General features: G+C 69.8%; 14 protein-coding genes. 12 read left to right on the plus strand and 2 right to left on the minus strand.

Features of this window, described 5'->3' with window-relative positions:
* Positions 1-60 precede the first annotated feature (60 nt).
* The 10 genes from ACFWIW_RS05855 to ACFWIW_RS05900 all read left to right on the plus strand — a co-directional run bounded on the left by ACFWIW_RS05855 (position 61) and on the right by ACFWIW_RS05900 (position 9,940).
* A complete protein-coding gene (locus tag ACFWIW_RS05855) occupies positions 61-2,502 on the plus strand; it encodes a prenyltransferase/squalene oxidase repeat-containing protein (RefSeq protein WP_378367359.1) in 2,442 nt (813 codons plus the stop codon).
* Positions 2,499-3,059, plus strand: coding sequence for a flagellar hook-length control protein FliK (locus tag ACFWIW_RS05860; RefSeq protein ID WP_378367360.1), 561 nt, complete (start codon positions 2,499-2,501; stop codon positions 3,057-3,059). Before ACFWIW_RS05855 ends, ACFWIW_RS05860 begins: the two co-directional genes overlap by 4 nt.
* Entirely contained in the window at positions 3,056-3,979 is a 924-nt protein-coding gene (locus ACFWIW_RS05865) for an ABC transporter substrate-binding protein (RefSeq protein ID WP_378367361.1), read from the plus strand. Before ACFWIW_RS05860 ends, ACFWIW_RS05865 begins: the two co-directional genes overlap by 4 nt.
* Positions 3,979-5,091 carry an energy-coupling factor transporter transmembrane component T gene (locus ACFWIW_RS05870; protein WP_378367362.1) on the plus strand — a complete coding sequence of 371 codons (1,113 nt, stop codon included), beginning with the start codon at positions 3,979-3,981 and terminating at the stop codon, positions 5,089-5,091. Before ACFWIW_RS05865 ends, ACFWIW_RS05870 begins: the two co-directional genes overlap by 1 nt.
* Entirely contained in the window at positions 5,088-6,683 is a 1,596-nt protein-coding gene (locus ACFWIW_RS05875) for an ABC transporter ATP-binding protein (protein WP_378367363.1), read from the plus strand. Before ACFWIW_RS05870 ends, ACFWIW_RS05875 begins: the two co-directional genes overlap by 4 nt.
* Positions 6,632-7,501, plus strand: a complete 870-nt coding sequence (locus tag ACFWIW_RS05880) for an ECF transporter S component (protein WP_378367364.1) — start codon at positions 6,632-6,634, stop codon at positions 7,499-7,501. The genes ACFWIW_RS05875 and ACFWIW_RS05880 overlap by 52 nt, the downstream gene beginning before the upstream one ends.
* 105 nt (positions 7,502-7,606) lie before the next feature.
* Positions 7,607-8,221, plus strand: coding sequence for a TetR/AcrR family transcriptional regulator (locus ACFWIW_RS05885; RefSeq protein ID WP_378367365.1), 615 nt, complete (start codon positions 7,607-7,609; stop codon positions 8,219-8,221).
* A gap of 313 nt (positions 8,222-8,534) precedes the next feature.
* Positions 8,535-9,146 (plus strand): hypothetical protein, encoded by a 612-nt coding sequence (locus ACFWIW_RS05890; RefSeq protein WP_378367366.1) that lies wholly within the window; start codon positions 8,535-8,537, stop codon positions 9,144-9,146.
* Positions 9,147-9,262: 116 nt separating this feature from the next.
* On the plus strand, positions 9,263-9,559 hold the full coding sequence (locus ACFWIW_RS05895) for a hypothetical protein (RefSeq protein ID WP_378367367.1): 297 nt from the start codon (positions 9,263-9,265) through the stop codon (positions 9,557-9,559).
* 147 nt (positions 9,560-9,706) lie between these two features.
* A complete protein-coding gene (locus tag ACFWIW_RS05900) occupies positions 9,707-9,940 on the plus strand; it encodes a hypothetical protein (protein ID WP_378367368.1) in 234 nt (77 codons plus the stop codon).
* Between the two features lie 4 nt (positions 9,941-9,944).
* Here the strand turns inward: ACFWIW_RS05900 and ACFWIW_RS05905 are convergent, their stop codons facing one another.
* The gene (locus ACFWIW_RS05905) at positions 9,945-10,172 is read right to left on the minus strand and encodes a hypothetical protein (RefSeq protein WP_378367369.1); all 228 of its coding nucleotides are present in this window, start codon (positions 10,170-10,172) and stop codon (positions 9,945-9,947) included.
* A 244-nt stretch (positions 10,173-10,416) separates the two neighbouring features.
* On the opposite strand from ACFWIW_RS05905, the gene ACFWIW_RS05910 reads away from it, so the two are divergent.
* Positions 10,417-11,238, plus strand: a complete 822-nt coding sequence (locus ACFWIW_RS05910) for a hypothetical protein (protein ID WP_378367370.1) — start codon at positions 10,417-10,419, stop codon at positions 11,236-11,238.
* 15 nt (positions 11,239-11,253) lie between these two features.
* Positions 11,254-11,967 carry a hypothetical protein gene (locus ACFWIW_RS05915; protein ID WP_378367371.1) on the plus strand — a complete coding sequence of 238 codons (714 nt, stop codon included), beginning with the start codon at positions 11,254-11,256 and terminating at the stop codon, positions 11,965-11,967.
* A gap of 39 nt (positions 11,968-12,006) precedes the next feature.
* On the opposite strand, the gene ACFWIW_RS05920 is transcribed toward ACFWIW_RS05915, so the two are convergent.
* On the minus strand, positions 12,007-13,662 hold the full coding sequence (locus ACFWIW_RS05920) for a glutamate--tRNA ligase (RefSeq protein WP_378367372.1): 1,656 nt from the start codon (positions 13,660-13,662) through the stop codon (positions 12,007-12,009).
* Positions 13,663-13,831: the final 169 nt, after the last annotated feature.

The following is a 13,831-nucleotide window of genomic DNA, read 5'->3' on the forward strand; positions in this document are numbered from 1 at the left end:
GATAAACAGGGGTGACTGCGGCGTCCCGCGCTGTCCTCCGCCATGCCGCAAGGAGGAGTCATGCGCCGCGGGTACCTGGCCGCGACGGCCTTCGCCGTCTGCGTCGCCGTGATCGCCGCACCGCTCGCCGGGACGGCGACGGCCGCGAACGATCCGGGCGCGGCGAAGGCGGGTTCCCGCTGGCTCGCGGCGAAACTGAAGCCGGACGGCACGCTCGACAACCCCAACGGCGGCTCACTTCCCGACCACGGCCTGATGCTCGACGTGCTCTTCGCGATGTACGCCGCGGGCGAAGGCTCGCGGGCCGAGCCGATCGTGAAATTCCTCGACGACCAGGGCCACGCCACCGACTACTTCACCTGGGACGGGCTCGCCCCCGGTGCCGGGTACGACAAGATCGTCGTCGGCGGCGCCGTGGCGAAGACGCTGGTCGCCGCCCAGGTCTCCGGCCGCGATCCCCGGCGTTTCGACGGTCACGACCTCGTCGCCGAGACCCAGGGCGCGATCATGCGCAAAGGCCCCGACACGGGCCGGATCAGCGATTACGCCAAGGATCCCGCGCTCGCCGACGCGGTGAGCAACAACGCGAACATGTTCGGCCAGGCGCTCGGGGTGATCGGCCTCGCCGCCGCGGGCGTGAACGACCGGCTCGCCATCGACAAACTGTTGACCCAGCAATGTTCCGAGGGCTACTTCCGCGTCCTCTTCGCCTACATCCCGACGAAGGAGACCGGCGACCACGTCACCCCGGACGGCCGCAAGGTCTCGACCTGCGACGAGGGCAAACCGCTCGGCCTTTCCCCGACCGACGGCGACGCCACCGGCCTCGCCCTCTCGGCGATGCTGGCCGCGAAAAAGGCGGGCGCGGCCGGTCTCGACGCCCCGATCGCCAAGGCCGTCTCCTGGCTCAAGGCGAACCAGACGCCCGGCGGCGGCTGGGGTGGCGGTGTCGGCACCGAGGCGCCGAACACCAACAGCACCGGCCTGATCGTCCAAGCGCTCGCCGACGCCGGCGGCGCGGACGCGGCGGTGGACAAGGGCGTGCGGTACCTCGAATCCGCGCAGGCGAACGCCGCGGCCGACTCCGGGAACAAGCTCGCGGGTGAACTCGGGGCGATCGCCTACGACCCGGCTTCCTACGAGGCCGCGCGTTCCTCCGGAATCAGCGGCGTCGACACCTGGATCCGCGCGAGTGCCCAGGCCTCGCTCGGGTTGTCCCAGGTCGGGTTCTACGCGCTCGCGAAGGGCGTCCCGGAAAGCCCGGCTCCCACGGCGCGGCCGCACCGACCCACGCCGAACCCCACGACGCCGAAACCCAAGAAGGTCGTCACGCCCAAGGCGTCCACCGGCGCCCGGGTGTCGACGGCGACGGCGATCACCACCCCGGCCGACACGACGCCGGCCGCCCGCCTCGGTGCCTACCTGGCGAACCGGCTCGTCGGCGGCGACCACGTCGAGGTCACCGAGGACGGCAAGACCTACGTCGACTACGACGCCACGGCCGATGTCGTGCTGGCCTTGCGGGCGCTGGACCAGCAGCCGGACGCGGTCGCTCGCGCGTCGCGGTTCCTGCTCAAGCCGGAGGCCGTGCGGGCCTACGCCCACGGCGCGCCATACGAACAGGGTGAGGCGTCGTACGCCGAACCGCTCGCGAAACTCGTGCTCGTCGCCGAATTCGCGAAGTCGGACGCCACCGGGCCTTTGCGTGCCGATCTGGTGAAACTGCGCGGTGCCGACGGCGAATTCACCGACACCGGATCGTTCGCCGACGCCGACCGGACGGTCGAGCGGCACGCCTGGGCGGTGCTCGCCACCGCCGCGGATCCCGGTCCCGCGGTCGAACTGCTCCTTTCCCGCCAGTGCGCGGACGGAACCTTCCCGAAGCACCTCGACACCGCCGAGTGCGGCTCCGGCGACCTCGCCGCGACGGCCGCCGCGGTCACCGCGCTGGTCGCCCGCCCGCACACCGACGCCGCACCGCCGGCCAGGCGGCCGGACGGCTGGACCGAGCGGCGCGTGTCGGCGGTCGTCTCCGCGGTGGGCGCGCTCGGCGTCCGGCCGACCGGCGAGGGTTTGGTGACCGGCGAAGGCGGCGAAACGGACGTCGCGCTCAGCGCCGCCGTCGCCGCCGCGCGGCAGACCGCCGGTCTCGACGCGAGCGGCACCGCGCGCTCGCTGGGCAAGCTCGTCCAGGCGGACGGCGGATTCGCCAAGGGAGCGGGCGGAGAGTCCGATTTCCCGACCAGTTCGGCCGCCGCCCAAGGGATCGCGGGCCGATCCTGGCTCACCGCCGCGGATTCGCCGCTGTCGCCCGCGATCCGGCTCCCGCTGTCCGACACCGCCGCGCCCGGCCCCCAGGTGCTGGCCGCGGCCCAGTCCGGCGCGCGGCCGGACTGGCTGGTCTGGGGACTCGCCGGGCTGGCCGTGCTGTTCCTGGCCGCGGCGATCACGCTCGTCTTCGTACTTCGCCGTATCACCAAGAAAAAGGGGGTAACACCATGAAGAGACTGCTCGCCGTCACGACCGTCCTCATCGGACTGATCGGGCTGTCCGCCGCGCCCGCGAACGCGGTCGACACCACCAAGGGGTACAACGGGATCTGCACCGGCGCCGACGCGCGCACCGGGGTCACGGTCGTGATCGACTTCCAGGAACTGGCCGCGCCGACGATCACCCGCTGTTCGCCCAACGCCGCGCCGGGTACCGCCCGCACGGGGATCAAGGCGTTGCAGGACGCGGGGATCGCGGTCGCCGGCACCGCACGCTGGGGGCTCGCGTTCGTCTGCCGCCTGGAAGGCCGCCCGTCCGCGACGGAGACCCTCCCGCTGACGACCAACCCGAACTACAAGGAAGCGTGCGTCACCACCCCGCCCGCGGGCGCGTACTGGGGTTACTGGCACGCGGACGGTTCCGGTTCCACCTGGACCTACAGCAGCTCGGGCGCGCTGAACCGCAACGTCGTCCCGGGCGGGTTCGAGGGCTGGTCGTTCTCGCTGAACAAGACCGCGACGACCAACCCGCCGCCCGGCGTCACGCCGAGGAACCCGGCCATCCCGTGAAACGGCTCTTTCCCGTGGTGGCGGCGGTCTTCCTGATCGCCGCCACGGCGCCGTCCGCGCACGCGGTCGACCAGGGCAAGGGCTATCCGGGGTTCTGCAAGGACGCCACCGGGGTCACCGTGGTGGTGGACTTCCAGCAACTCGGCGGTACGACCATCGTGCGCTGTAATCCCCAGGCCAGCCGCGGCACCGGGCTCGACGCGCTCAAGGGCGCCGGTTTCCAGATCGCCGGGGTCCAGCGCTGGGGTGAGTCGTTCGTCTGCCGGGTCGAGAACCGCCCGTCCGTGACCGAGAACGTCCCCATGACGGGCCGCGAGGACTACCGGGAGCAGTGCGTCGACACGCCCCCGGCACAGGCCTATTGGTCCTACTGGCACGCCTCGAACAACTGCGCCTGGGATTACAGCCAGTGGGGCGTCAAGAACCGCGACTTCATCCCGGGTGGTTTCGAAGGCTGGTCGTTCTCCCTGAACGCCACCGCCAAGAGCAACCCGGTCCCGCGGGTCTCCGCCGTCCGGCCGGGTACCGAGAACCAGCCGTGTGTGCCACGCGAGGAGGCGAAGCCTGCCACCGGCGACCCCGGTGAGCGGCAGCAGCGACCGCCGGAGGGGAATGGTCAGCAGGCCGACGGATCCCAGCCGGCGACGGGCGCGGGAGAGATCCCCGCCGCGGGGCCGGGTTCCGGCGCGCTGCCGCCGCCCAAGCCGCGTCCGAGTGCTTCGCCGCGGCCGAAGGCGCAGGACCCGTCCTTGAACGTCGCGTTCACCGGCGGCGAGAACGCCGAGGACGTCAACGCGGTGCTCGAACGAGAGTCCGGAGCGGCGGGCTGGGCGCCGTGGGCGGCCGGCGCCGCGGTGCTCGCGTTGTGCGTGGCGGGATTCCTGATGGCACGCAGACGCAAACGCGCACAAGGAGTTTGATGACGTCCTACTTCCTGCCGCGCGATCTGCATCCGGCCGCGTGGTGGGTGTGGGCGCTCGGACTCGCCGTCGCGGCGACCCGCACGACGAACCCGTGGCTGCTGCTGACCATCGTGGCCGTCGCGGGGTACGTCGTCGTGGCCCGCCGCGGTGAGGCGCCGTGGGCGCTGGCGTTCCGGCTGTATCTGTACCTCGGCGCGTTCATCGTCGCGATCCGCGTGTTCTTCCGCGTCGTGTTCGGCGGCGCGGAGGGATCCACGATCCTCCTGCGGCTGCCCGAGATCCCGCTGCCGGAATGGGCGGCGGGTATCCGGCTCTTCGGCGACGTCTCCGCGGAATCGTTGCTGGGCGGGCTCTACGACGGGATGCGGCTGGCGACGATGGTGATCTGTCTCGGTGCGGCCAACGCGCTCGCGAACCCGAAACGGCTGCTCAAGGCGATGCCGCCGGCGCTGTACGAGGTGGGCACGGCGGTGATCGTCGCGCTGTCGGTGTTCCCGCAGCTCGCCGAGAGCGTGCTGCGGGTCCGGCGGGCCCGCCGGCTGCGCGGCGGCTCGGGCAAGAAGAAGGTCAAGGCGCTGCACACCGTCCTCATCCCGGTACTGGAGGACGCGCTTTCCCGCTCGCTGCGGCTCGCCGCGTCGATGGACTCACGCGGCTACGGCCGGGCCGGGCTGGTCGAAGCGCGCGCCAGGCTGATCACGGGCACGCTGATGATCGCCGGGCTGATCGGTGTCTGCGTCGGCGTATACGCCACTTTGGACGGTTCGACGCCCCGGTACCTGGCCGCACCGGTGCTTTCCGCGGGAGTCGTGGTCGGGCTGATCGGGTTCCGGTCGGCTGGCAAACGCGTCCAGCGCACGCGCTACCGGCCTGATCGCTGGCATCCGCCGGAAATCGTCGTCGCCGTCAGCGGGATCGCCGTCGCGGCCGTCCTGTTCACGACGTCGGAGGTGAACCCGATGAACATGAACCCGTCGCTGATCGGCCTGTCCTGGCCGTCGCTGTCGTGGGTGCCGTTGCTCGGGGTGCTGATCGGCGTGCTGCCCGCGTTCCTGACCCCGGCTCCCGAACCTCCTTACGCCGCACTGGAAGAAGAAGCCCGCGCATGATCGAACTGGACCACGTCTCCTTCACCTACCACGGCCGCGCCGAACCGGTGCTGTCCGACGTGACACTGTCCATCGGTGAAGGCGAACTCGTGCTGTTCGCGGGCCGGACGGGGGCGGGCAAGTCGACGCTGCTCGGCACGATCAACGGTCTCGTCCCGCATTTCACCGGCGGTCACCTCGAAGGCACGGTCGCCGTCGACGACGTGACGACGCGATCCCGGCCGCCGCGCGAGTTCGCGCATCTGGTCGGCGTCGTCGGCCAGGATCCGCTCGCGGGCTTCGTCACCGACACGGTGGAGGACGAACTCGCGTACGGCATGGAGCAACTCGGCCTGAGCCCTCAGGTGATGCGCCGCCGGGTGGAGGAGACCCTCGACCTCCTCGGTATCGCGGAACTGCGCAGGCGCGCGCTGCGGACGCTGTCCGGCGGGCAGCAGCAGCGGGTGGCGATCGGCTCGGTGCTCACCACCCATCCCAAGGTGCTCGTGCTGGACGAACCGACGTCGGCGCTGGACCCGACCGCGGCCGAGGAGGTGCTCGCGACGCTGGCCCGGCTGGTGGAGGACCTCGGCACGACGGTGCTGATGGCCGAACACCGGATGGAACGCGTGATCCCGTTCGCCGACCGGATGATCCACGTCCCGGGCACCGGGGGAGTGATCGACGGGACACCGCCGGAAGTGCTGAAGGACATGCCCATCGCGCCGCCGATCGTCCACTTGGGACGGTTGGCGGCCTGGGATCCGCTGCCGATGTCGGTCCGTGATGCCCGGCGGCGCGCTTCTTCGCTGGCGCTGGGGGCGCCGCCCGCCCGAAACACGAGCGTTGGCGAGGAGCTGCTGGCCGCGTCCGGTGTCGTCGTGCGTTACGGGCCGAAGGTCGCGGTGCGGGAGGCAGACCTGACCCTGCGGGCCGGCGAGGTGCTGGCGATGATGGGGCGCAACGGTTCCGGCAAGTCGTCGCTGCTGTGGGCGGTGCAGGGTTCCGGCCCGCGGCAGGGTGGCAAGGTCACCGTCGACGGCAAGGACCCGAAGACGCTGACGAGCGCCGCGGCCCGTGCCCTGGTCGGCATGGTGCCGCAGACCGCGAGTGATCTGCTGTACCTGCAGACCGTCGCCGCCGAATGCGAAGCCGCCGACGCGGAATCGGGTGCGGAGCCGGGGCAGTGCCGGGAACTGCTCGACAGGCTCGCTCCGGGCATCGATCCCGGGTCGCATCCGCGTGACCTCTCGGAAGGGCAGCGGCTCGCGCTCGTGCTCGCCGTCCAGCTGTCGGCCGCCCCGCGGATCATGCTGCTGGACGAACCGACCCGCGGCCTCGACTACACCGCGAAGGCGGCGCTGGCGCGGATGATCGCTTCGCTGACGGCCGAGGGTAAGGCGATCGTCGTGGCGACCCACGACGTCGAGTTCGTCGCGACGATCGCGGACCGGGTGCTCGTGATGGCGGAAGGGGAGATCGTCTCGGACGGCCCGACCGGTGAGGTGCTCGGCGGCTCCCCGGCGTTCGCGACGCAGATCGCGAAGATCCTCGGCGAGCCATGGCTCACCGTCGAAGACGTCCGGTCGGCGCTGCCGCAGGAGGTCCCGTGACCACGACGGCGGTCCGGCTCGGCCCCCGGTCGGCGACGGTGCTCGGCCTCGCGTCGCTGGCGGGGCTGATGATGTTCGTCTGGCCGCTCCTGGTCCGGGTCGAACCGCAGTCCATGCAGCACGGCCCGGACGCGCCGTTCGTGTTCATCGGGATCCTGCCGATCCTGATCGTCATCGTGCTGGCCGAGCTGTCCGAAGGGGGCATGGATTCCAAGGCCCTCGCCATGCTCGGCGTGCTGTCCGCGGTGAACGCCGCCCTGCGGCCCCTCGGCGCGGGGACCGCGGGTATCGAGACCGTGTTCTTCCTGCTGGTGCTGGCCGGGCGGGTGTTCGGTCCCGGTTTCGGTTTCGTGCTCGGCTGTACTTCGATGTTCGCTTCGGCGCTGCTGACCGCCGGGGTGGGGCCGTGGCTGCCGTTCCAGATGATGTGCTCGGCGTGGATCGGGATGGGCGCCGGACTGCTGCCCCGCCGCGTCACCGGCAAGGCGGAGATCGCGATGCTGGTGGCGTACGGGATCTTCGTCGCGTACGTCTTCGGATTCCTGATGAACCTGTGGTTCTGGCCGTTCATCACCGACGCCGAAGTGCCGTACCACGACGGGCACATCTCGTACGTGCCCGGCGCCCCGCTGCTGGAGAACCTGCACCGCTTCGCCGTGTTCACCCTGCTGACCTCGACGGCGGGCTGGGACACCGGCCGCGCGATCACCAACACGGTGGCGATCCTGGTGCTCGGGCCCGCCGTGCTCGCGACGTTGCGCCGGGCTTCGCGGAAGGCCTCCTTCGGTGTGACCCCCTCGTTCACCGACCGGGTGTGAAGCGCGGTCGGCAGTGGGATCCGGCGGTGGGCCAGCGGATCGGGGCATCGCGTGAGCGCCAATAGGAAAAGTGATAGCCTCTAACTTCGCGGAAGGGGGTGGCCGGTGGAGACCTCGCGTGAGCGCTACCGGGCCCAGGTGCGCGCGGAGATCAAGCGGCACGCGTGGGAGCAGCTGGCCACGACGGGTGTTTCCGCGTTGTCCCTCAACGCGATCGCCAAAAACGTCGGCATGAGCGGGCCCGCGCTCTACCGGTACTTCCCCAGTCGCGACGACCTGATCACGGACCTCGTCCGCGACGCGTACCGAAGTCTCGCCGACGCCGTCCAGGCGGCGGCCAACGTGACTGAAGCCGCCTACGCGATCAGAGAATGGGCGCTCGCGGACCCGCAGCGATACCTGCTCGTCTACGGAACCCCCGTCCCCGGCTACCGCGCGCCCGGCGACACCACGGAGATCTCGAACGAGATCATGGCCGTGCTGCTCCGGGTGCACGCGGCGGAGCCGGACGGGCGGCCGACGGCTTTCGACGCTCATCTCGAGGAGCATCGCGGGTGGGCGGGCGTGATGCCGGTGACGGCCGCGGTCCTCCGTCGCGCCGTGACCTTCTGGACCCGTGTCCACGGCGTGCTGTCGCTCGAGCTCGCCGGGCACTTCGCCGGCATGGGATTCGACCCCGCCCTGTTGTTCGCCGCCGAGGTCGACGGCCTCCTCCGGTGAGCGTGTCGTCCATCCGGTCACGTGTGTCGTCCGTCCAGTCACGCGTGTCGTCCGTCCAGTCACGTGTGTCGTCCATCCGGTCACGTGTGTCGTCCGTTCCGGCCATGCGCACCTGCCGGGCGCCCGTCGACGCATGTCGCGAAAGCCACTTTCGGGACATCAGACGTCGCGAAAGTGGCTTTCGCGACGTCCGCGCCGAGGGGCAACGGCCGCGAGCTGTGTCCACAAAGGACGATTCCCGCTGAGTGGGGCATCGCCGGCCGCTTTCGGCGCTGTGCGGCGGTTTTCGCGGCGGCTGTGCTAGCTTCCGGGAATGCGCGGAGGATCCAGGATTCGTACGCTCGCGGTGGTCTCGTCGGTGTTCCTGGCTTCGCTGATCGGCCCGGGCGCCGTCGCGAACGCGTCCGCCGGGCACGGCTGTGAATGCGCCACCCCGTCGATCGACCGGCTGCAGCAATGGCTCGCCTCCGGTGAGGGCACCACGGTGCCGCCGACCGGCAGCCTGCTCGTCCGCGAACGTGGCGGTTACGCCGCCAAGGTGACCTTCCTCGACGCCGAATGGCACGTGGTCGTCGTCTGGCTGGGGAACCGGTTCGAAGCGCAGGCCGACCTCTCGAAATCGGCCGGTTTCTGGATGACGTACAGCGCGACCGACGACCTCTACGTCCAGCTCCGCCCCGCCTCGCATTGGAGCGGCGGGGACAAATGGCTCACGAAGGTGCCTTCGACCGGCGGGAAGATGGTGAAGAAGTTCTTCAGCTTCAAGCCCGCCGCCTGGACGACGCTGCCCGAGCTGGGTACGCCCGGCTACTCCTTCGCGTCGGCGCTCACCGAGGCGAGGGGGCTGGTCTTCGTCGGCAAGACCCCGAACAAGCTCGACTTCCGCGGCCTCTCGATCGACCGCTACCGGCCGCCCTGTCTCTGAACGTTCCTCGGTCTTTCACCTGTCCGGAGCGACGGCCGTCGCACACCGTGCCCGTTTTGTCCTGTACGGTGAACCTTCAGCCGCCCTTCGCACGACCGATCCGAGGAGTACCCCTGATGAGCCTGTTCGACTCGCTGAAGGAAAAGGCCGCCGAACTGCTGGGCGGCGCGGGCGACAAGGTCAGCGAACTGACCGGCGTCGACCTTTCCGGCGCCGCCGACCAGGTCACCCAGGCGACCGGCGGGCTGGCCGAGACCGGTCAGGGCCTCGCCGAGAGCGCCACCACGGCCGGCCAGGACGCCGTCGACTCGGCCACCGCGGCCGGTCAGGGCGTCGTCGACTCCACCGGTGCGCTCGGCGAAGCGGCCACCGGGCTGGCAGGCGACGTGATCGACCCGAACGCCCGGGGCTGACCCGCCCCCGGTGCCCGGTGTCCGCGAAACCTCGCGGACGCCGGGCACCGTCATGTCCGGGCTTTCCGTCGGCGAAAATAACGCCCCGCCCGGATACCGTTCACCGCTATTCTGGTCGTAACTGACTGATCTGCGGGGGAGCGGACCATGGTCGTGATCTGGATAGTGCTCGGCGTCCTCCTGGTGGTGATCGGCGTCGCCGTCGTCACCGATCTGCGCGACCGGGGGCGAGGTGGGACGCGCAAGATCATGTTGCCTGGCTGGGCCTCACGGCGCGCCGATTACACGGAGAACGACCTCGTCCACGGGCGCTGGACGGAAAAGCCGCCGCGTGAACAGGACGAAGAACTCCGGCGCCGGTACAAATCAGGTGACGAATAGGGGATCACGCGGCGCGCTTCGCCCAGCGCCAAGCGTCGTGCAGGGCGGTGATCAGCGCCTCGTCGTCGGCGAAGGTGGGTTCTTCCCCGACCGGTATCCAGGTGTGGCCGACGATTTCACCCTCGTCGCGCCGGACCACCGAGATCCCGGGATACGACAATGCCGCGCGGCCGCCGCCGTCGGCCACGTGGCGGGGCTCCCAATGCAGCTGGACAACGCGATCAGTGCTCATCGACCACAACTTTCCGTACTTGCGTATCGGGTAAGTCGTCCGTCGAGGCCCGCACGTTTCACGTCAGCGTTGTGATCTGCGCCCTTCGCGCTACGGATTCCCGCGCGGGATTCGATTCTTTTCGTGAATTCCGCGGAGGGGAAGTCGTCGCACCAAGGCGGTGACCCCGATCACAAATCTGCTCCACGATCGTGAGAACATGAAGGCCAAGCTGCCGGATCCCGGAGGGTGAATGCTCCGCAGAATGCGTCGCTGGCTCGAATTGCTCAGTCTCGGCGGGTTGGCGGTGGCCGGCTTCGCCGTCGGAATCGCGGAACAGCTCGGCCTGCTCGAGAAAGTCGCGCCGAAAGGCGTCACCACGCTGACCCTGATCATGGTCAGTGGTGTGGTCGTGGTGCTGCTCATCGAGCTGACCCCGTTGCGCGCACTGGAAGACATCCGCGACCGCCTCGCCGGTCTCGACATCGACACCATCGCCGCGAGCCTTCGCCGTTCGCACTACGGCGGCGTGGTCGAAGTGCACCAACGCTTTCCGGACGACGAGTTCGCGGCACACGTCGCGAAGGCCAAACAAGTGACGATCCTGAACACCTGGATCCCCAACCTGCAACGCCTGGAAAAGGAACTCGAAGCCGCGATCGTCGAACGGCGCGCCGAGGTGCGGATCATGCTGCTGCACCCGAACTCCATGCTGGTCGGGCTGCGGGAAGCGGCGCTGGGCCGGAGCGACGGCGCGGGCAACCCCTTCGTGAGCACGGGGATCGCGGAGTGCCTGGAGATCCTGTCCCGGATGCACCGGCGGCTGGCGAAACGCCAGGGCAACCTGAAGGTGCGGGTGTTCAACTCGCAGGCCTCGGTTTCGGTGTACCGGGCCGACGGGCGCTACCTGGTCAGCATGTTCCTGCACGGCCAGCTGGCGGTGAATTCGCCGCAGTTCCAGATCGAGGGCACGCACGACACCGTGCTCGGCGAACAGATCCAGCGCGAGCTCGACACGTTGTGGGACATCGGCCGCGACGTCGACCTCGCCGACTGGAACCGAAGCATCGACATGATCCGTTTCTGAGCAAGAGGTGTACTGATGCGCGAGCTCGACGAGTTCGAAGACGGTTTGATCGAGCGGTTCCGGAACCACCCGGCGCTGCGGGGTGTCACCGAGCTCTCGGAGGAGGACCTCCGGACCGTCCTGTTGCAGCGCCGGTTCCTGTCACTGGCGTTCACCATGGCCTACGACCTGGCGATCGACCTGCTCACCGACGAACAGTCCAAACGGATCGCCCGCGTCATCGTCCGCGAGGAGTATCCGGACAACAATTCGCCCGGCAGCACACCTTCGCACCGCGAGGACCTGATGGCGGACATCCTCGCCTTGGGCGTCCCGCGCGAAGTGCTCGTGCGGTCACGGAGGTCCCTGGCCACGTCGGCCTGCCTCGACACCACCATGGAGCTGATCGCCTCGGCGGGCGACTCGAAGCACGCCGACGTCGAGCTGCTGACCATCCTGCGGTTCTGGGGCGAGGTGCTGGTGTCGGTCGAGTACGGCGAACTCTGGCGCCGGATCGGCCCGGTGCTCGGCGACAAGTCCGTCTTCTACTACCCGCATCACGTGCACGACGCGAAGTCGCGTCCGCTCGCCGCCGCGTCCCCGCTGTCGCTGACGCATTCCGACCAGCTCGGGCTGCGGCTCGTGCAGCTGATCGACTCCGACGAGGCGCGGGAGCGGTTCCGGGAGACCGAGGAGGCGGTCGTCGCGGTCAAGACGGCTTTCTACGACCAGTTCCTGCCCGCCTCGTGAGTGGTAAGGACGGTTCTAACCGTCCTTACCACTCACGAGTCAGTCGGCCACGAGACCGGCGAACCGGCCCAGCGTCTCCTCGCGTCCCAGCGCCTGGGTGATCGAGTGCAGGTCCGGGCTCCGGGTCGAGCCCGTGATCGCGATCCGGATGATCTGCGAAGCCTCGCGGATGGAGCCCGGGAAGCCTTCGGGGTTCTTCTTGAACTCCTTGGCGTTCTTCGCGAAGCCGTGCTTCGACGCCACGTCACGGATCTGCTGGAACCACTCCTGGCCGTCGTCGAGCTGCCGGTAGTTCTCGACGAAGTCCCGCACCACGGCCTGGACGACGGCGCGGTCGACGCCGAGGGCGGTGATCCGCTCGTCGTCGGGGCTCGCGACGGCCGCGTGCAGCTGCGGGAAGAAAAAGCCGTAGACGGCGCGGAACTCGCTCCACTTCTTCAGGTCCTTGCGCGGGTTCTCGGCGCCGTCACGCTCGACGGCGAGCGCCCGGAGCGCGAGGTCCGGCTCGGCGTCGAGGACGCTCCGCAGCTCGGCGTCGAACCGCTCCGCCCAGCCCCGGACCTCTTCGAGGATCTCGGCGCCGGACAGCGTGGCGATGTGGTCGGCCGAGATGTCGTCGAGTTTGACCAGGTCGACCAGCGGGCCGGCGACCCCGCATTCCTCGAGGTTGATCGGCTCGGCCAGGGCCTGGTCGAGCGGCATCTCGGCGAGACGGCCGTTGGCGAGGCCGCGCAGGTAGTAGAGGACGGCCTTGGTGGGGTAGCCGGACTCGATGTAGAAGTCGACGCTCGCTTCCGGGTCCTTGCGCTTCGACAGCTTGCGCTTGCTGCCGCCCTCCTGCTTCATCAGCGGCGCGATGTGCGCGTACGTGATCGGCTCGAAGCCCAGCGCGTCGAACAGCTGCTGGTGCACCGGCACCGACGAGATCCACTCGTCGCCGCGGATCACCAGGTTGACCCGCATGAGGTGATCGTCGACCGCGTGCGCGAAGTGGTAGGTCGGCAGCCGGGGGCTCTGGTCGGAGCTCTTGAGGATGACGACGTCGTTGCGGTTGGCCTCGGCCTCCAGCGGGCCCCGGATGGCGTCGGTGAACCGGGCGCGGGCGCCGGTGTCGTCCGGCGCGCGGAACCGCACGACGTACGGGTCGCCCGCGTCGAGCTTGGCCTGCACGTCGGCGGGGTCGGCGTCGCGCCAGATGGCCCACGAGCCGTAGTAGCCGGTCGGCAGCTTCGTCGCCTGCTGCCGGGCGGTGATCGCCGCCAGCTCGTCCTTCGTGGCGAAGTCGAGGTACGCGCGGCCGGTGCGGAGCAGGTGGCGGACGTAGGTCAGGTAGATCTGCTCGCGCTCGGACTGCTGGTACGGGCCGTAGTCGCCGCCGCGGTGGATGTCCTCGTCGGCGGCGAGGCCGAAGTAGGCGAAGCCGCGCTCGAACTGGTCGATCGCGCCCTCGACCTCGCGGGAGCGGTCGGTGTCCTCGACCCGGACGAGGTAACGGCCGCCGCTGCGGCGGGCGACGTCCTGGTCGATGGTGGCGACGTAGACGCCGCCGATGTGGACGAACCCGGTCGGCGAGGGGCCGAACCGGGTGACCAGGGCGCCCTCGGGCAGCTCGCGGGCAGGGTAACGCTGTTCCCAGTGCTCGGGCTCGGGCAGGTCGGCGGGGAAGAGGGCGTCGATGACTGCTCGGTCCAGCATGGCGGTTCAGATCTCCCGGCGTCGTGGTGCATGGCGGTTTTCGCCACCGAAGAGCCTAACCGTCCGGCCTCCCGGGCTGGTGAGGGTGGGTCCCGAAGCCGGATCGAGACGTGCTTTTCCGTCGGTGGTCCCCGGTAAAATGGGCTTGCCGGACATTCGGGGAGGAAAT

Source organism: Amycolatopsis sp. NPDC058340 (assembly GCF_042723975.1).
Lineage (GTDB): Bacteria > Actinomycetota > Actinomycetes > Mycobacteriales > Pseudonocardiaceae > Amycolatopsis.

Coding starts and splice junctions, on each gene's coding strand:
- ACFWIW_RS05890 (WP_378367366.1), top strand. CDS start 8,535: ATGCGCGGAGGATCCAGGATTCGTACGCTCGCGGTGGTCTCGTCGGTG.
- ACFWIW_RS05875 (WP_378367363.1), top strand. CDS start 5,088: ATGATCGAACTGGACCACGTCTCCTTCACCTACCACGGCCGCGCCGAA.
- ACFWIW_RS05910 (WP_378367370.1), top strand. CDS start 10,417: ATGCGTCGCTGGCTCGAATTGCTCAGTCTCGGCGGGTTGGCGGTGGCC.
- ACFWIW_RS05895 (WP_378367367.1), top strand. CDS start 9,263: ATGAGCCTGTTCGACTCGCTGAAGGAAAAGGCCGCCGAACTGCTGGGC.
- ACFWIW_RS05920 (WP_378367372.1), bottom strand. CDS start 13,662: ATGCTGGACCGAGCAGTCATCGACGCCCTCTTCCCCGCCGACCTGCCC.
- ACFWIW_RS05855 (WP_378367359.1), top strand. CDS start 61: ATGCGCCGCGGGTACCTGGCCGCGACGGCCTTCGCCGTCTGCGTCGCC.
- ACFWIW_RS05915 (WP_378367371.1), top strand. CDS start 11,254: ATGCGCGAGCTCGACGAGTTCGAAGACGGTTTGATCGAGCGGTTCCGG.
- ACFWIW_RS05860 (WP_378367360.1), top strand. CDS start 2,499: ATGAAGAGACTGCTCGCCGTCACGACCGTCCTCATCGGACTGATCGGG.
- ACFWIW_RS05900 (WP_378367368.1), top strand. CDS start 9,707: ATGGTCGTGATCTGGATAGTGCTCGGCGTCCTCCTGGTGGTGATCGGC.
- ACFWIW_RS05905 (WP_378367369.1), bottom strand. CDS start 10,172: ATGAGCACTGATCGCGTTGTCCAGCTGCATTGGGAGCCCCGCCACGTG.
- ACFWIW_RS05870 (WP_378367362.1), top strand. CDS start 3,979: ATGACGTCCTACTTCCTGCCGCGCGATCTGCATCCGGCCGCGTGGTGG.
- ACFWIW_RS05880 (WP_378367364.1), top strand. CDS start 6,632: ATGGCTCACCGTCGAAGACGTCCGGTCGGCGCTGCCGCAGGAGGTCCC.